The organism is Minwuia sp. (assembly GCF_048007105.1).
Lineage (GTDB): Bacteria > Pseudomonadota > Alphaproteobacteria > Minwuiales > Minwuiaceae > Minwuia.
The window spans coordinates 735,001-751,575 of record NZ_CP180352.1 but is presented as its reverse complement, the minus strand read 5'-3'; the positions used below and the strand labels follow the sequence as shown (position 1 = coordinate 751,575).

General features: G+C 68.1%; 14 protein-coding genes. 8 read left to right on the top strand and 6 right to left on the bottom strand.

Translation table 11 applies throughout. From position 1 onward, the window contains the following. Positions 1 to 76 precede the first annotated feature (76 nt). Together ACMVY4_RS03525 and ACMVY4_RS03520 are read right to left on the bottom strand one after the other, a co-directional pair. Entirely contained in the window at positions 77 to 580 is a 504-nt protein-coding gene (locus tag ACMVY4_RS03525; RefSeq protein WP_416898814.1) for a YbjN domain-containing protein, read from the bottom strand. An 80-nt stretch (positions 581 to 660) separates the two neighbouring features. Next, complete coding sequence (locus ACMVY4_RS03520; RefSeq protein WP_416898813.1) at positions 661 to 1,014, bottom strand: accessory factor UbiK family protein; 354 nt, start codon at positions 1,012 to 1,014, stop codon at positions 661 to 663. Between the two features lie 295 nt (positions 1,015 to 1,309). On the opposite strand from ACMVY4_RS03520, the gene ACMVY4_RS03515 reads away from it, so the two are divergent. Next, positions 1,310 to 2,920, top strand: coding sequence for a phosphoenolpyruvate carboxykinase (locus ACMVY4_RS03515; protein WP_416898812.1), 1,611 nt, complete (start codon positions 1,310 to 1,312; stop codon positions 2,918 to 2,920). 82 nt (positions 2,921 to 3,002) lie between these two features. Here the strand turns inward: ACMVY4_RS03515 and ACMVY4_RS03510 are convergent, their stop codons facing one another. Then, entirely contained in the window at positions 3,003 to 3,692 is a 690-nt protein-coding gene (locus ACMVY4_RS03510; RefSeq protein ID WP_416898811.1) for a response regulator transcription factor, read from the bottom strand. 183 nt (positions 3,693 to 3,875) lie between these two features. Here ACMVY4_RS03510 and ribA point away from each other — a divergent pair, with 183 nt between their 5' ends. From ribA to ACMVY4_RS03480, 6 genes are all read left to right on the top strand, one after another. Continuing rightward, the gene (gene ribA / locus ACMVY4_RS03505) at positions 3,876 to 4,979 is read left to right on the top strand and encodes a GTP cyclohydrolase II (RefSeq protein WP_416898810.1); all 1,104 of its coding nucleotides are present in this window, start codon (positions 3,876 to 3,878) and stop codon (positions 4,977 to 4,979) included. A 101-nt stretch (positions 4,980 to 5,080) separates the two neighbouring features. After that, on the top strand, positions 5,081 to 5,533 hold the full coding sequence (locus tag ACMVY4_RS03500) for a hypothetical protein (protein WP_416898809.1): 453 nt from the start codon (positions 5,081 to 5,083) through the stop codon (positions 5,531 to 5,533). A gap of 200 nt (positions 5,534 to 5,733) precedes the next feature. Next, positions 5,734 to 7,254: a DegQ family serine endoprotease gene (locus tag ACMVY4_RS03495; RefSeq protein ID WP_416898808.1), complete on the top strand. Its 1,521-nt coding sequence runs from the start codon at positions 5,734 to 5,736 to the stop codon at positions 7,252 to 7,254. Between the two features lie 123 nt (positions 7,255 to 7,377). Continuing rightward, entirely contained in the window at positions 7,378 to 8,439 is a 1,062-nt protein-coding gene (locus ACMVY4_RS03490) for a COX15/CtaA family protein (protein WP_416898807.1), read from the top strand. A 58-nt stretch (positions 8,440 to 8,497) separates the two neighbouring features. Continuing rightward, positions 8,498 to 8,986 carry an FAS1-like dehydratase domain-containing protein gene (locus tag ACMVY4_RS03485; protein WP_416898806.1) on the top strand — a complete coding sequence of 163 codons (489 nt, stop codon included), beginning with the start codon at positions 8,498 to 8,500 and terminating at the stop codon, positions 8,984 to 8,986. Positions 8,987 to 9,000: 14 nt separating this feature from the next. Beyond that, positions 9,001 to 9,423, top strand: coding sequence for a MaoC/PaaZ C-terminal domain-containing protein (locus ACMVY4_RS03480; RefSeq protein WP_416898805.1), 423 nt, complete (start codon positions 9,001 to 9,003; stop codon positions 9,421 to 9,423). 55 nt (positions 9,424 to 9,478) lie between these two features. On the opposite strand, the gene ACMVY4_RS03475 is transcribed toward ACMVY4_RS03480, so the two are convergent. The 3 genes from ACMVY4_RS03475 to ACMVY4_RS03465 all read right to left on the bottom strand — a co-directional run bounded on the left by ACMVY4_RS03475 (position 9,479) and on the right by ACMVY4_RS03465 (position 14,151). Then, positions 9,479 to 10,891, bottom strand: a complete 1,413-nt coding sequence (locus ACMVY4_RS03475; protein ID WP_416898804.1) for an MFS transporter — start codon at positions 10,889 to 10,891, stop codon at positions 9,479 to 9,481. A gap of 106 nt (positions 10,892 to 10,997) precedes the next feature. Beyond that, positions 10,998 to 11,411 (bottom strand): tellurite resistance TerB family protein, encoded by a 414-nt coding sequence (locus ACMVY4_RS03470; protein ID WP_416898803.1) that lies wholly within the window; start codon positions 11,409 to 11,411, stop codon positions 10,998 to 11,000. After that, positions 11,386 to 14,151, bottom strand: coding sequence for an ATP-dependent DNA helicase (locus tag ACMVY4_RS03465; protein WP_416898802.1), 2,766 nt, complete (start codon positions 14,149 to 14,151; stop codon positions 11,386 to 11,388). Before ACMVY4_RS03465 ends, ACMVY4_RS03470 begins: the two co-directional genes overlap by 26 nt. 93 nt (positions 14,152 to 14,244) lie before the next feature. On the opposite strand from ACMVY4_RS03465, the gene ACMVY4_RS03460 reads away from it, so the two are divergent. Continuing rightward, positions 14,245 to 16,554 carry an ATP-dependent helicase gene (locus tag ACMVY4_RS03460; protein ID WP_416898801.1) on the top strand — a complete coding sequence of 770 codons (2,310 nt, stop codon included), beginning with the start codon at positions 14,245 to 14,247 and terminating at the stop codon, positions 16,552 to 16,554. Positions 16,555 to 16,575: the final 21 nt, after the last annotated feature.

Here is a 16,575-nt window from a genome sequence, read left to right as displayed (position 1 = left end):
AGCGTGGCTGCGAGGCAGCCCCGGACCCCGAGTGGCTGCGCCTTCGGGGGTGACCGCTGCGGGTCTGTCGGTCTCCTTACGCCTCTCCGACGCACTCCATCATGGCGGTATCGGCGGCTTCGGCGGCGGACTTGCCGCCCCAGAGGACGTACTGGACCGCGGGGAAGAAGCGTTCGCATTCGGTGAAGGCGATGTCGAACAGGGCCTCGATCTGGCCGGGTTCCACCTCGCCGTCGCGGCCGAGCAGCAGCGCGTGCCGGAACAGCAGCAGCCCCTCGTCGCGCCAGACATCGAAATGGCCGATCGACATGCGCTCGTTGGCCAGAGCCAGCAGTTCGTGCAGGTCCGGCTGGCGGGACGCGGGCACCTTCAGGTCGAAGACGCAGGCAAAGTGCATCGAACTGATTTCCGGGCGCCAGGACACCCAGAGGTGAAAGTCGCACCACTTGCCCGACACGCCCACGGTCATCTCGTCGGACGCAGAGCGGTCCGCCGGCCATTCATTGGCGTCGACGAAGTCCTCTACGGCATCCAGCGGATTGACGGCGGCGGTCTCGGCGAGTTCGATCATCATGCTCATGGCGATCGGTCTCCCTGCCTGGCCGGGAACAGGATGTTGCCGGCACATATGGTTGGCGCCGGCGAATCGCGACGCCACATCTAGGCTAGGAGTTGGAGGATTCCTCCGTCAATCGCCGATTTGCGGCGACTTAAGCGTCTGGTTCGGCAGCCTTTTTCCGGGGGGCCGCGCGGCGGGTCTTCTTCGCCTTCGCCAGTTCCTGCTTCAGCGATTTCGATTTCGGCCGCAAGACGCTCGTTTTCGGCCCGCGCATTGGCGGCCATTTCCTTCACCGCCTCGAACTCGTCGCGGTCCACCAGGTCCATGTCGGCAACGATCCGCTCGAGGTGCGTGCGCACCCGCGCCTCGACCTCGTCGCGCGCGCCCTGGAAGGCGCCGGCGGCCGAGGTCATTACCCGGGACAGGTCGTCGAACAGGGGGTTACGGGTCTGCATGTCCGCCTCCGAAGCTTGCGTTCACCCCTGCATATGGCCGCCAGCGCGCCGCCGCGCAAGCCGCCTGGCCGGGCCGCCCCCCCCCTGTTGCAATCGGTTATCAACAAATGCGGCACTTTCGCACAGTTTTCCGGTCCGAATCGGGTTGAATAAGAGACGCCCATGGATATGTTGGCGACGTTTTCGTGACAGTGTGCGGCACGGGTGGATGGCGCAGGGATTGCGGCGTCGCCCGGTACTATTTTCCGGCCATGCGAAACGCGCCGGAACGGGACCCATCCATCGGGAGGAAAGCGTGGACAATCTGGGACCGACGATCAGCAAGAACGGCCTGGAAGGCCAGGGACTGTCCGGTGTCGCCAGGGCGCACTGGAACTACGGCACCGCCGCGCTCTATACGGCGGCCCTGTCCCGTGGCGAAGGCCGGCTGGCCAATGGCGGCTCGATCGTCGTCGAGACCGGTGTCCACACCGGCCGTTCCGCGCAGGACAAGTTCATCGTCCGCGAGCCGTCCTCGGAGAACGAGATCTCATGGGGCGCCATCAACAAGCCCTTCGAGGCCGACCGCTTCGATGTGCTGCTGAAACGCGTGCAGGATCATCTGAAAGGCCGCGAGGTCTTCGTGCAGGACTGCTGGGCCGGTGCGGCCCGCGACTACCGCCTGGGCGTGCGCGTGGTGACCGAGCAGGCCTGGCACAATCTGTTCGCGCGCAACATGTTCATCCAGCCGACCTCGGATGAACTGGCGTCCTTCGCCCCCGAATTCTCCGTCATCCAGGCGCCGAGCTTCAAGGCCGACCCGGACCGCGACGGCACCCGCTCCGACTGCTTCATCATCGTCAGCTTCGAGAAGAAGATCGTCCTGATCGGCGGCACCTATTATGCCGGCGAGATCAAGAAGTCGGTCTTCTCGCTGCTCAACTACCTGCTGCCGGCGCGCGGCGTCATGCCGATGCACTGCTCGATCAATGTCGGTCAGGCCGGCGACGCGGCGATCTTCTTCGGCCTGTCGGGCACCGGCAAGACGACGCTGTCGGCCGATCCGCGCCGCGAACTGGTCGGCGACGACGAGCATGGCTGGTCCGACGCCGGCGTCTTCAACTTCGAGGGCGGCTGCTACGCCAAGGTCATCGACCTGTCCGAGAAGGCCGAACCCGAGATCTACGCCACCACGAAGATGTTCGGCACCGTGCTGGAAAACGTGGTCATGAACCCGATGACGGGCGAACTGGACCTGTTCGACGGCTCGCTGACCCAGAACACCCGGGCGTCCTACCCGATCGACTTCATTCCCAACGCCTCGCCGACCGGCGTCGCCGGCCATCCGAAGAACGTGGTCATGCTGACTGCGGACGCCTTCGGCGTGCTGCCGCCGATCTCCAAGCTGACGCCCGAGCAGGCGATGTATCACTTCCTGTCCGGCTACACCGCCAAGGTCGCCGGCACCGAGAAGGGGCTGGGCAACGAGCCGCAGGCGACCTTCTCCACCTGCTTCGGCGCGCCCTTCATGCCGCGCCACCCGTCGGTCTACGCCAACCTGCTGGGCGACAAGATCGAGAAGCACGGTGCGACCTGCTGGCTGGTCAACACCGGCTGGACCGGCGGCGTCTTCGGCGTCGGCCACCGCATGCCGATCGACTACACCCGCGCCCTGCTGAACGCGGCCCTGGACGGCTCGCTGGACAGCGTGCCGACCCGGACCGACCCGAACTTCGGCGTTCAGGTTCCGACCGCCTGCCCGGGCGTGCCGGAAGAGGTGCTGAACCCGCGCGGCACCTGGACGGACGGCGGCGCCTACGACGCCAAGGCCGGCGAGCTTGTGGGCCGCTTCAACGACAATTTCGAGCAGTTCGAAGGCTATGTGGAGCGCGACATCCGCGAAGCCGCCCCGCGCCGCGCCGCCTGACCGCGGCTGAGGCCTGAAACACGAAGCCCCCGGGGTTTGCGCCCCGGGGGCTTTTTTCTTGTCCGATGTCTGAAGCGGTCTGTTACGGCACCAGCTTGTAGCCGCCCGGTTCGGTCACCAGCAGCTGGGCTTCCGAGGGTACGGGTTCGATCTTCTGGCGCAGCCGGTAGACATGGGTCTCCAGCGTGTGCGTGGTGACGCCCGCATTGTAGCCCCAGACCTCGTGCAGCAGCGTGTCGCGGCCGATGGCCTTCTCGCCGGCGCGGAAGAGATATTTCAGGATCGAGGTTTCCTTCTCGGTCAGCCGGATCTTCTTCTCGGTCTCCTTGTGGACCATCAGCTTCTGGGCGGGGCGGAAGCTGTAGGGCCCGATGGTGAAGACCGCGTCCTCGGACTGTTCGTGCTGGCGCAACTGGCCTCGGATCCGCGCCAGCAGCACCGCGACCTTGAAGGGCTTGGTGATGTAGTCGTTGGCGCCGCTCTCCAGGCCGAGGATTTCCTCGGCTTCCGAATCGGCGCCCGTCAGCATGATGATCGGCATCTTGAAGCCGTGCTTGCGCAGCGCCCGGCAGACCTCGCGGCCGTCGGTGTCCGGCAGTCCGACATCCAGCAGGATCAGGTCGAAATGGTCGTGCCTCGCGGCCTCGATGCCGGCCTGACCGCTGTTCACCTGCACGGTCTCGAATTCCTCGTGCAGTTCCAGCTGTTCGGCGAGCGTCTGGCGCAGGGCGCCGTCATCGTCCACCAGCAAGATGCGCTTGCCGCTCAGCATTCTCGAAAACCCCCGCTGTCAATTCACGATTGGTGCGCGTGCAAAAGATTTGATCGCGACGCCGTCAATTCAACCTTTCGCGGTCACGCTCGCGCGTCTGTCACCGCTTCGTGAGCATGGCCGCAGAACGGCTGCCCGGCGGAAGCGGCTTCAAGTCCGCCCGGCGCCGGGATATAGGACGGCATGGTTTCCGATTCCCGCACCCGGCTTGCTGCCGTCCGATACGCCGACCGCGCGGCAGCGGATCTCCGCCGCGGCCTGCCCGTCGTGATCCGGGGCGCGGGGCAGACCGGCGTGGCGCTGTCGGTGGAAACCGCCAGCGCCGCCGATGTCGAGGAATTCCTCGCTCTGGCAGTCGGTCAGGCCTGGCTGGCGCTGACGCCGGAGCGGGCCAACGTGCTGCATATCCTGCCTTCGGGCGGGCCGGTGCAGCTGGTGCCGCTGGATGCGCGGCTGACCGCCGACCTGGCCTCGAAGATCTCCGATCCGGCGCACGATCTCGATGGCGGGCTGCGTGGGCCGTTCCGGCAGGTGAAGGGCGACGCGCCCGACTATGCCGTGGCCGGGGTCGCGCTGGCCAAGCTGGCCCGCCTGCTGCCCGCCGTGCTGGTGGCCGAACTGGGCGATGCGGATGCCGCCGCGCGCGGGCTGATGTCGGTGCCCGCGGCGGACGTGATTGCCCGGAATCTCGACGCGGCCGCCGAACTGACGCCGGTCGCCTCGGCGCGGCTGCCGCTCTGGGCGGCCGAGAACACGCGCATTCTCTCCTTCCGCCCCGCCGATGGCGGGCTGGAGCACCTCGCCCTGGTGATCGGCGACCCGCCACGTGACAAGCCGGTGCTGGCGCGGCTGCATTCGGAGTGCTTCACCGGCGACCTGCTGGGCTCGATGAAATGCGACTGCGGAGAGCAGCTGAAGGGCGCGCTGGAGGCCATTGCGAAGGAAGGCAACGGCGTCCTGCTCTACATGGCGCAGGAGGGCCGCGGCATCGGCCTGATCAACAAGCTCCGGGCCTATGCGCTGCAGGATCAGGGCTTCGATACCGTCGACGCCAATCTGCGCGTCGGCTTCGAGACCGACGAGCGGCTGTTCGCGCCGGCGGCGGAAATGCTGAAACAGCTCGGCTTCGCGTCCGTGCGGCTGATGACCAACAATCCCTCAAAGGTCGAAGGCCTGGAAGGCGAGGGGATCGAGGTCGCCGAACGGGTGCCGCACAGCTTCCCGTCCAACCCGCACAATGCCGACTATCTGGAAACCAAGAAGAACCGGACCGGGCATTATCTGTAGCCGCACCCGGCCAGAATTGCCGGGGATGGGCTCCGGGCGGCGCATGGGATTCAGGAAAATCAGACAGTTAGGTCTGGCCTGCGGCTTGCTTCGTCCGGGCCATGGTACTGGCTCTCGGCAATTTCCTGCCCCAGCGCGGCGAAGCGCCTCCGTCGATCGACGAGACGTCGGCGGGCGCGTCGAGACCGGGGCCCGGACCGAAGGAAGATGACGGCTTCGGCTTCTGGGATCTCGTCGATGTCGTGAACCCGCTGCAGCATATCCCCATCGTTTCCTCGATCTACCGCCACTACAGCGGCGACGAGATCGGCGCGCCGGCGCGGCTGGCCGGCGGCTTCCTGTTCGGCGGTTTCATCGGGCTGGCTTCGTCCGCGGCCAATCTCGGCATCGAGATGGCGACCGGCGAGGATGTTGGCGCGCATGTCATGAACGCGCTCGATCCCGGCGAGGCTCATGCAGCACCGGGTGCGCGTCTGCAACTCGCCTCGGCGCGGGCGGCCGATGCCTACGCGGCCGGCGCGATTCACAATCCCCGCGTCGATCTGCCCGCCTGAGGCCACACGGACGCTCACATCCGCGCGATCAGCACGGATAATTTTCCAGATTGCCCAATCTCTGCCAAATTGGCGGCCCAATACGCCATATTCTCGTGCCACGGAACGGACGCGAAGAGGCTTGAAGGGCATCTGCGCGCGGCATAGATGCGTAGGAACTTCCAAGGCCACCCGTTCTTCAACGAAGGAGCTCGAACACGGTGAAACTCATTCGACCCGAAAGGGGACGCGCCGCCGTTGCAGCGTCCCGGGACGACCGGGCCATGATGGTCCGCTACGGCGTGGCGTTTCTGATGGTGCTGGCGGTGATGGCCGCCGCTTCCGCCAGCTTTGCACGCGCCGCCCCGGAAAGCTTTGCGCCGCTGGTGAAGAAACTGAAACCCGCGGTGGTGAACATCCAGGTAACCCAGCAGGCCGGCAAGGCCGGGCCGCATGAGGGCTTCGAGATGCCCCAGGTGCCGGAGGGCTCGCCCTTCGAGGAGTTCTTCAAGGACTTCTTCGACAAGCGCCGCCGTCAGGCGCCGGGCAACCGCTCGCTGACCTCGGTGGGCTCCGGCTTCGTCATCGATGCCGGCGGCCTGATCGTCACCAACAACCACGTCATCGACGGCGCCGACGAGATCCGCGTCTTCTTCAGCGACGGCGAGAGCCTGGATGCCGAACTGGTCGGCACCGATCCGAAGACCGACGTCGCCGTGCTGCGCGTGAAGCCGAATGACGGTGTCACCTTGACCGCCGTGCCCTGGGGCAATTCGGACGCCGCCGAGGAAGGCGACTGGGTGATTGCGATCGGTAATCCGCTGGGTCTCGGCGGCACCGTGACCGCCGGTATCGTGTCGGCCCGCGGCCGCGACATCCGCTCCGGACCCTATGACGACTTCATCCAGACCGATGCCTCGATCAACAAGGGCAATTCGGGCGGTCCGCTGTTCAACGTCGACGGCGAGGTGATCGGCATCAATACCGCGATCTTCTCCCAGACCGGCGGCTCCATCGGCATCGGCTTCGCCGTGCCCGCCAATCTGGCCCGTCCGGTCGTCGACCAGCTGGTCAAGTTCGGCCGCACCAAGCGCGGCTGGCTGGGCGTCCGCATCCAGACCGTCACCCCCGAACTGGCCGAGGGCCTCGGCATGGATCAGCCGCGCGGCGCGCTGGTTGCCGGTGTGACCGACAGCAGCCCCGCGGGCGACGCCGGCATCAAGTCGGGCGACGTCATCGTCGCCTTCAACGGCCGCAGCATCGACGAGATGCGCGAACTGCCCCGCATCGTCGCCGAGACCGGCGTCGGCAAGGAAGTCCCGGTCAAGGTCTGGCGCAAGGGCGAGGAGCAGGAGTTCAAGGTGACCCTGGGCGAGCTCGAGGCCGCCGAGAAGGAAATGGCGGCAGTCGACCCGGAACAGACGACCGAACCGGTCGAAAGCTCGCTCGATTCGCTGGGTCTGAAGCTCAGCCCGGTGACTGACGCGCTCCGCGACCAGTTCGGGATCGACGCCGAGAAGGGGGCCGTCGTGACCGACGTCGCCCCCGAGTCCTCGGCCGCCGAGAAGGGTCTGCGCGCCGGCGACGTCATCATCGAGGTGAACCAGGAGCCGGTGAGCACCCCGTCCGACGTGGCCAAGCAGGTCAAGAGCGTGTCCGACACGAAGGCGCGCTCGGTGCTGCTGCTGGTCCAGCGTGGCGACGACCGCCTGTTCATCGCGGTTCGGCTCAACCAGGGCTGACCGCCGCGCAAGCGTTGAAGAGCGAAGCCCCCGGATTCCGTCCGGGGGCTTCTTTCTTTCCGGGCGGGACATGCGGCAATCGGCGCCTGTCCCCGGACGCCGCCGGGCGCTAGGTCCCGCCGCATGAGCGCTGCCACCATTCCCCACACCGCCGCCGCGTCCGGCCGCCGCGCCGTCGCGATCTGGCTGTTCGCCGTCGCCGGCCTGGTCTTCCTGATGGTCGTCGTCGGCGGCATCACCCGCCTGACCGAATCCGGCCTCTCCATGGTCGAGTGGCATCCCGTGACCGGCTGGTTGCCGCCGATGTCCGATGCCGCCTGGCAGGCCGAGTTCGACAAGTACAAGAACTTCCCCGAATACCAGAAGGTCAACCGGGGCATGTCCCTGGACGACTTCAAGACCATCTACGCCTGGGAGTTCGGCCACCGCCTGCTGGGCCGCATCATCGGCCTCGCCTTCTTCGTGCCGATGGTCTTCTTCATCGTCACCGGCCGGATCAGGGGCCGCGAAATCCCCTGGTTCGTGTTCCTGCTGGCCGCCGGCGGGTCACAGGGGCTGATGGGATGGTACATGGTGCAGAGCGGCCTGATCGACCGGCCCGATGTCAGCCAGTACCGGCTGGCGGCGCATCTGGGGCTGGCCTTCCTGATCTTCGCCCTGCTCTGGCTGACGGCATTGCGGATCCGCGCCGAGGGCCGGCCTGCCGCGCCGCCCGCGCCGCGGGGCTACCGCCTGCCGGCCGTGCTGATCACCGGGCTGGTCTTTCTGCAGATCGTCATCGGCGCCTTCGTCGCCGGCACCAATGCCGGCTTCGCCTTCAACACCTGGCCGGACATGGATGGCGAATTGGTGCCGTCCTACCTGTTCGCCGTGGCGCCGTGGTGGCTGTCCTTCTTCGAGGACATCACGACGATCCAGTTCACCCACCGCATCACCGGCTACCTGATCGCCGGCGTGGTGCTCTGGCTGTTCCTGAAGGCCCGCCAGGGCACGGGCGCGCCGAAGACCGCCGGTACCGCCGTCTTCCACGCCACCGTGCTGCAGGTCCTGCTGGGCATCGCCACGCTGCTGATGGTGGTGCCGGTCTGGCTCGGCGCGCTGCACCAGGCCATGGCCGTGGTGGTCTGGGCCGCCGCCCTGACCGCCCTGCGTCAGGCGTGGGCGGGGTCCGCCCTGCGGGGGTAGCGGGGGGCCGGGAAATCCTGTCAAATGCGCCGCAGGTTCATTTGGGAGGAGGAACTGGATGTCTGACAAGACCATTACCTTCCCTGTCGAGGCGACGCACATCCTGATGTTCGCGCGCTCGATCGGGGACTATTCGCCGGAATACAACGACGCCGAGGCGGCCAAGGGCACGGAAGCGGGCGGCATCGTCGCGCCGCTGACCTTCCCGCAGTCGGTCGCGCAGTTCGATCCGGACTATCACCTGCGTCTCCAGCCCGGAAAGCCGTGGTTCGGATCGGGCAAGACCGCGTCGGGCATCGAGGGCAAGCCGGCCTCGTCCGGCGGCCTGCATGCCGAGCAGCATTTCGAGTATCACCGCCCGCTGCGTCCCGGCGACGTGCTCAGCGTGACCGTGAAGGACGGCAACACCTGGGAGAAGGAAAGCAAGCGCGCCGGCAAGCTGATGTTCTCCGAGCGGATCACCGAATACCGCGACCAGAACGGCGAGCTCGTCGTCACCGCCCGCTCCGTCGGCGTGCGGACCGAGCGTCCGGTCGAGCAGGGCTGAGGGAGGCGAGACAGATGGCACTGAAGGCAAGCGATGCGAAGGTCGGCGACAGCCGCGAGGTCAAGCTGGTCGAGGATCTGAAGCGCACCCAGCTGGTGATGTATTCGGGCGCCTCGGGCGACTACAACCCGCTGCACTCCGACGACAAGTACACCAAGGAAGCTGCCGGCTATCCGGGCGTCTTCGCCCACGGCATGCTGACCATGGGCATGACCGGCCGCGCGGTGACCGACTGGGTCGGCGTCACCAACGTGAAGAAGTACGGCGTCCGCTTCACCAATCAGGTCTGGCCCGGCGACACGCTGACCGCGACCGCGACCATTGCCGACATCCGTGAGGAAGACGGCGAGACCGTGGCCGAGATCAAGGTCGAGACGAAGAACCAGGACGGCGCGACGGTGATCACCGGCGCCGCCGTGGCCAAGCTGGCCGGCTGACACCCGACCCGGCTGAAGACACGAGGAAGGCCCCGGGTTCCGCCCGGGGCCTTTTTCATGCCCGCTGGCCCGTCAGGCGCGGGATCAGCAGCCAGCAGGCCGCCAGCACCGGCAGGAAGCCAGCGAAGACCCAGAACCCCACCGGGCCGACCTGGGAGAGCTCGGGCCGGTCGGTCAGGCCGGCGGCGTTGGCGAGGAAGCCGGTCAGCGCCGCCCCGATGGCATAGCCGATCAGCTGCCCGGTCGGCATGGACGAGGCCGCCTTGTCGCGCTCGTGCTCGGGCGTGGCCGCGACGACCCTTTTGAGCACGAAGGCCCAGAGCGCGCCGAAGCCGGCGCCCAGACCGATGATGAAGAAGCCCACGCTCCAGATCGGACCCTCGGGCATCGCCCACATCAGGCCGACGACGCCGACGGTGCCGGCCAGCGCGCCGAGCCGGATCGCCAGCGGTTCGCGGCGCTCGTCCAGTCCGGCGACGGCCACTGCCGCGATGGTCCAGGACACCGATTCGATGGCCACGAAGTACCCGCCCACCAGCGGCGAGACGCCGAAGCGGAGCTGCAGCAGCAGCGGTCCGTAGACGGTGAAGGCGATGGTTCCGCAGGCGAACAGCAGGATGAACATGATGCCGGCGCCGGTCATGGTCTTCGGGTTGGCCGCGTTCTTCGGCATCAGGCCGTTCGCCGCCCGCGCGTCGGCGCGGAAGAAGACCGCCAGCAGCGCGATCCCGGCGGCGATGCTGAAGGAGGCGGCGGCCGGGCTGGCCCAGTTGCCGGCCGCGGCGATGGCGACCACGGCCGCGGTCAGGATCGACAGGCGGCTCCAGGGCGTCGGTCCGGGATCGGGCCGTTCGCGCCGTTCCTGCGGCAGCAGCCAGAGCGTCAGAACCGCGAGCAGGACGGCCTGGATGGCGAAGGCGTGGAAGCCCCAGCGCCAGAGTCCGTAATTGGCGAAGATGCCGCCGATCAGCGGCCCGCAGAAGGCCGACGCGCCCCAGACCGCCGAGATCACGGCCATCACCGCGCCGGTCAGCCGGGCGGGAAACAGGCCCTCGATGCCGACAAAGGTCAGCGCCAGCATGGCGCCGCCGCCCAGGCCCTGCAGCAGCCGCCCGGCCAGCACGATCCACATCTCAGGGGCGACGCCGCTCATCACGCAGCCGCCGGCGAACAGCAGGGCCGAACCGGCCATGGCATTGCGAACGCCGAAGCGCATCGCCAGCACGCCGCCGGTCGCGCCGGCGACGATGGAGCCGACGATGTAGAGCGCGACCGTCCAGCCCATGAAGGCGATGCCGTCCAGTTCGCGGGCGGCGTCGGGCATCAGCGTGGCGACCAGCAGGCTGTCGGCGGCATGCAGCCAGACACCGGCGCAGAGCACCAGCAGGCGCGGCAACTCCGCGCTGCGGGCCAGGGACTTCCACGCGCCGGGCTCGGAAGTCTCCGTCGGTCCGGCGTTGTGCGTCACCGGAAACCGCCCGGCTGCGCGGCCACCTCCCCCTCAAGGGGAGAGGGGTGGAGCATGGCAGGTCCGGTGTGCCGGTCGATGACTCTCCGGCGGCGCAACCGTCCGCTCAGATGGTCATCGCGCGGGCGCGGGCGCCGACTTCGATCGCTGCGGCGTGGAGGCGGCTGACGCCGAGGGACTGGCGGATGATCATCAGCACTTCCAGCTCGGTCTGGGTCAGGTCGCCGTCGGCGGCCGCGACGTCGCAGGCCAGCGCATAGGCGGTCTCGCCCAGCCGCGAGGGCAGTACCGAGACGATGTCCTCCATCATCTCGTCGATGCCGTCCTCCTTCTCCAGATAGGCGAGGCAGTTCTCCGAATCCGAGGCGAGCCGGTCGATGTCGTAGGAGCGGAAGACCGGCCAGGTCTTGATCATCTCGCCCATCAGGCGGATTTCCTCTTCCGCCAGCTCCTTGTCGGCGCAGGCAGTCAGGACCATCACGTGAACCAGGGCGCTATGCGCGCTCATCTTGTCGGCCATTGGCGGGCTCTCCTTGGTTGTCGGACAGGAATGACTTAGCAGCTTTGACGGCCTCGGCAATGCCTGTGCGGTGGATTTCCACATCCGTCGGGAAGGCGTCGCAGAGACGCGACGGCAGCATTGGGTCCAGCATCACGAAGACGCCGCGGTCGCCCGCGCGCCTGAGCAGACGGCCGTAGGCCTGCTTCAGCTTCAGCCGGATCAGCATGTCATCGTACTGCCGGCCGCCGAAGGCCTTGCGCCGCGCCTTGTGCAGGATGTCGGGGCGCGGCCACGGCACGCGGTCGAAGACGATCAGCCGGAGCGACTGGCCGGGCACGTCGACGCCGTCGCGCACCGCATCCGTACCCAGAAGGCACGAATCCTCCTCGGCGCGGAAGATATCGACCAGCGTCGGCGTGTCGATCGGGTCGACATGCTGCGCGTAGAGCGGCAGGCCGGCGGTCTCCAGCGGCTCCACGATCCGCTCGTGCACGTTTCTCAGCCGCTGAATGGCGGTGAACAGGCCCAGCGCCCCGCCACCGGCGGCCAGGAACAGCTCGCGATAGGCAGCGGCGATTTCGTCGGGCCGGTCGCGGCGGACATCGCCGACCACGAAGATCCGCGTTGCCGCGCCGTAGTCGAAGGGCGAGGGCACGCTGATGCGGCTGGCAGGATTGACCAGATGCGTGAGCCCCGTGCGCGCTTCCGCCGTGGACCAGTCGTCGCCCTCGCCGGAGCGGTCGCGCAGGCTGGCAGAGGTGATCAGCGCGCCGTGGGCCGGCTTCAGCACGGTTTCGGCGAAGGGCTCGGTCGGGTCGATCATGTGCCGGTGATAGGCGGCGTCGGCCTCCCGCCCGCCGACCCGGCGCAGCGAGAACCAGTCGACGAATCCGTCCGCCGGTCCCGCGCCGATCCCCTGCAGCATCGAGATCCAGGCCGACAGCACCATCTCGCAGCGGTACTCGATACCGTTGATGGCCGCCTCGATGCGGACGCGTTCGCCGGTGGACAGCTCGTCGGTCTCGTCCTCCAGCCGCTTCGCCAGCGCCATCTTCAGGTCGGTCAGCGGGGCCTTGATGTCGCCCAGCGCCGAGGCCAGCTCGGCCGCCGCCGCGGTCAGCCCGTCGACCGGCGGCGCGGTCTCGCATTCCAGCCCGTAGGGATTGTCCGGTTCGCCGGTGCGGGCCAGCACCTGCTGGCGCAGCTTGGTCAGGAAGGCCTCGGCGACGCCGGCCGGGTTCTCCGCCTTCAGCCGCGTCAGCCAGTCGAAGCCGGGCAGCTTCCGGGCGGCATGGGTGGCGCGATCCAGCGCTGCCTTCGCCGTCTCGTCGCCGGCGATCAGGTCCTCGACGCGGCGGGTCAGGCCCCGCGCCCGGCCGCGGCGTCCGTCCTCGGCGCCCCGGATCCAGCGGCGCAGTTCCGCCGTCTCCATGCCCGAGAGCTCCGCCGAGAAGGCGCTGTCGGCGGCGTCGAACAGATGGTGGCCCTCGTCGAAGACGTAGCGCTTGGCGGCGCTCTCCTCTGCCGAGAGCTGGACCGCGCGGGACAGCACCAGCGCGTGGTTGGCGACCACGATCTCGGCGCGCGTGGACTTTCGCCGCGCGGTCTCGATGAAGCATTTGCGGTAGTGTTCGCAGGCCGAGAAGACGCATTCGCCGCGCCGGTCGGCCAGAGCCACCGTGCGGTCGCTGCCGAACAGCGTCACCAGCCATGACGGGAAGTCGCCGCCGCCCAGGTCGCCGTCGCGCGTCGCCTCGATCCAGCGCGCCATCAGCGCCAGCGGCACGATGTCGGCCCGCCGCGCCGCGCCGCCCTGCACCGCCTCCTGGAAGTTCAGCAGGCAGAGATAGTTCTCGCGGCCCTTGCGGATGACGGCCTTCTCCGCCTTCACGCGCGGGTCCGGATAGAGCCGGTCGAGTTCCTGATCCAGCTGCCGTTGCAGGTTCTTGGTGTAGGTCGAGACCCAGACCGCGCCGCCGTTCTTCTGCGCCCAGACGGAAGCGGGCGCGACATAGCCCAGCGTCTTGCCGGTGCCGGTGCCGGCTTCGGCCAGCACCACCTGCGGTTCGTCCTGGCGCTCGCGGGGGCGGAAGGCATGGGCGGCGCGGGCGGCATAGTCGTACTGACCCTGACGGCGCTCGGCGTCCGGCCCCAGCATGGCCGACAGCCGGTCCGCCGCCTCGTCCGCCTCGACCGGCAGGCTGGAGGGCGGTGGCGGCGGGGCGGGATCGACAGGTTCGGGCAGCACGCTCCAGGCGTCGAGGCCCCGGAACCGGGATTTCGAGCCGCCCTGACCCAGCGCCTTCAGCACCGGTACCGCCCAGGGCCAGTCGCCATCGGCCATGGCCTGCGCCAGTGTCGCCGCCCGCTCTGTTGTGCGGCGGTCCAGATGACCCAGCTCGCCCAGCAGGATCTCGGCGATCTGCAACAGACGCAGCGGGTCCGGCGGCGATCCCGCCGGCGGCAGGTCCAGCGCCGCTGCCAGCCCGTCGAGGGTCGGCAGGCAGAAGCGGGCGGGGCGCACGAAGGCGAACAGCTCCAGCAGGTCGTGGGCGGCGAAACGCCGGACCTTCAGCCGCCGCGCCGCCGTCGGCATGGACACCAGCAGCGGCAGGTCGCGCACGATCCGGGCCGCCGCCTCGTGGCCGTCCAGCGTCTCGATCTCGCCGTCCCGGGTCAGCAGCACGCCGCCCCGCCCATGCAGGGCGAAGGCCGGGACGTCGGGCAGGGCGATGGCCGGTTGGCTGGGCGAATCCATCGCGGGACCATAGCGCGAACACGGCCGACGGGTCAGCGCCAATTCCGGCCGGTTCGGACTGCACAGAATCGACGTCCCTGCTATAACGGGGGCATGGATGATGCGTTCGATCTCGGCGCGGCCGAGCCGGCACGCCGGCAGGCCCCGCAGTTCCCCTATCTCGACAGCCTCAACCCGCCACAGCGGGAGGCGGTGGAAAGTCTCGACGGCCCGGTTCTGGTGCTGGCGGGCGCGGGCACCGGCAAGACCCGCGTACTGACCACGCGGCTGGCGCACCTGCTCAATCTGGGCAAGGCGCGGCCATGGGAGGTGCTGGCCGTCACCTTCACCAACAAGGCGGCGCGGGAGATGAACGACCGCGTCGGCCAGCTCATCGGCGCCGCGGTCGAGGGCGTCTGGCTGGGCACGTTCCACTCCATCGGGGTACGGATCCTGCGGCGCCATGCCGAGCTGGTCGGGCGGAGCTCCAGCTTCACCATCCTGGACGATGACGACCAGCAGCGGCTGATCAAGCAGCTGCTGGAGGCAGAGAACATCGACGCCAAGCGCTGGCCGCCCCGCGCCTTCGCCGCCGTCATCGACAACTGGAAGAACCGCGGCCTGATGCCGGACAAGGTCGATCCCGGCGATTCGGGCTTCGCCGACGGCAAGGCCAAGGCGCTCTACCAGATGTATCAGGACCGGCTGCAGACCCTGAACGCCTGCGACTTCGGCGATCTGCTGCTGCTGACGACCGAGCTGTTCAAGAACCATCCGGACGTGCTGGCCGAGTATCACCGCAAGTTCCGCTACATCCTGGTCGACGAGTATCAGGACACGAATGTGGCCCAGTATCTTTGGCTCAGGCTGCTGGCGCAGGGCGGGAACAACATCTGCTGCGTCGGTGACGACGACCAGTCGATCTATGGCTGGCGCGGGGCGGAAGTGGGCAACATCCTGCGCTTCGAGAAGGACTTCCCCGGCGCGAAGGTGATCCGGCTGGAGCAGAATTACCGCTCGACCCAGGCCATCCTGGATGCCGCCTCCTCGGTGATCGCCAACAATGAAGGCCGTCTCGGCAAGACGCTCTGGACCGACGTGCCGGGCGGCGAGAAGGTCACCGTGATGGGCGTCTGGGACGGCGAGGAGGAGGCCCGTCAGGTCGGCGAGGAAATCGAATCGCTGCAGCGGAAGGGCGAATCGCTGCGCCAGATGGCGATTCTGGTGCGCGCGACCTTCCAGATGCGGGCCTTCGAGGACCGTTTCATCGAGATCGGCCTGCCCTATCAGGTGATCGGCGGCGTGCGGTTCTACCAGCGCCAGGAGATCAAGGACGCGACCTGCTATCTGCAGGTGATCGCCCAGCCCGACAACGATCTGGCCTTCGAGCGAATCGTCAACACGCCGAAGCGCGGCCTCGGCAACGCCACCGTCCAGAAACTCCACCAGATCGCTCGAATCGAGCGGAAGCCGCTCTATCAGGCCGCGGCAGACATCGCGGAAACCGAGGAACTCGGACCCAAGGCGCGGTCCACCCTGAAGGGGCTGCTGGAGGACTTCCGCCGCTGGCGGCAGATGGCGAAGGACGTGCCCCCGGCCGAGCTGACCGAGATCGTGCTGGAGGAAAGCGGCTACACCGACATGTGGCAGCGCGACAAGACCCCCCAGGCCCCGGCCCGGCTGGACAATCTGAAGGAAATGGTCCTCGCCATGGAGGATCACGAGACCCTCGACACCTTTCTCGAGCACATCGCGCTGGTGCAGGCCAATGACGAGAGCGATTCGTCGGAAAAGGTCTCGATCATGACGCTGCACGGGGCCAAGGGGCTGGAGTTCGACACCGTCTTCCTGCCGGGCTGGGAGGAGGAGGTCTTCCCCAACCGCCGGGCGCTGGAGGAGACCGGCAACACGGGGCTGGAGGAGGAACGCCGCCTCGCCTATGTCGGCATCACAAGGGCGCGGCAGCGCTGCTTCATCAGCCACGCCGCCAACCGGCGGGTGTTCAACGAATGGCGCTCGGGGATCCCCAGCCGATTCATCGAGGAACTGCCCGAAGACGGGATCGAGGTGCGGGCCGAGACGGGGCTCTACGGCTCGCAGGCCACCGGCCACGGCCGGCAGGGCGGCGGCATGGGCCAGAGCCCGGGCAGCTTCGTCTACGACGCGCCCTGGGTCGCCGCGACGCAGCGCCTGAAGGAGCGGGGCTACCGCGCCGGCGGCTATGTGCGGGGCAAGACCATCGAGGGCGCCGCCAGCCGGGTTGAACAGCTGGAAAGTCCCAACAGCTTCTCGAAGGGCGAACGGGTGTTCCACCAGAAGTTCGGCTACGGCGCGGTGCAGGCCATCGACGGCAATCACCTGCTGATCGATTTCGAGAAGGCCGGTCAGAAGAAGGTCGTGGCGGCCTTCGTCGACCCGGCCTGAATCCGCAACCGCCGGCTGCGG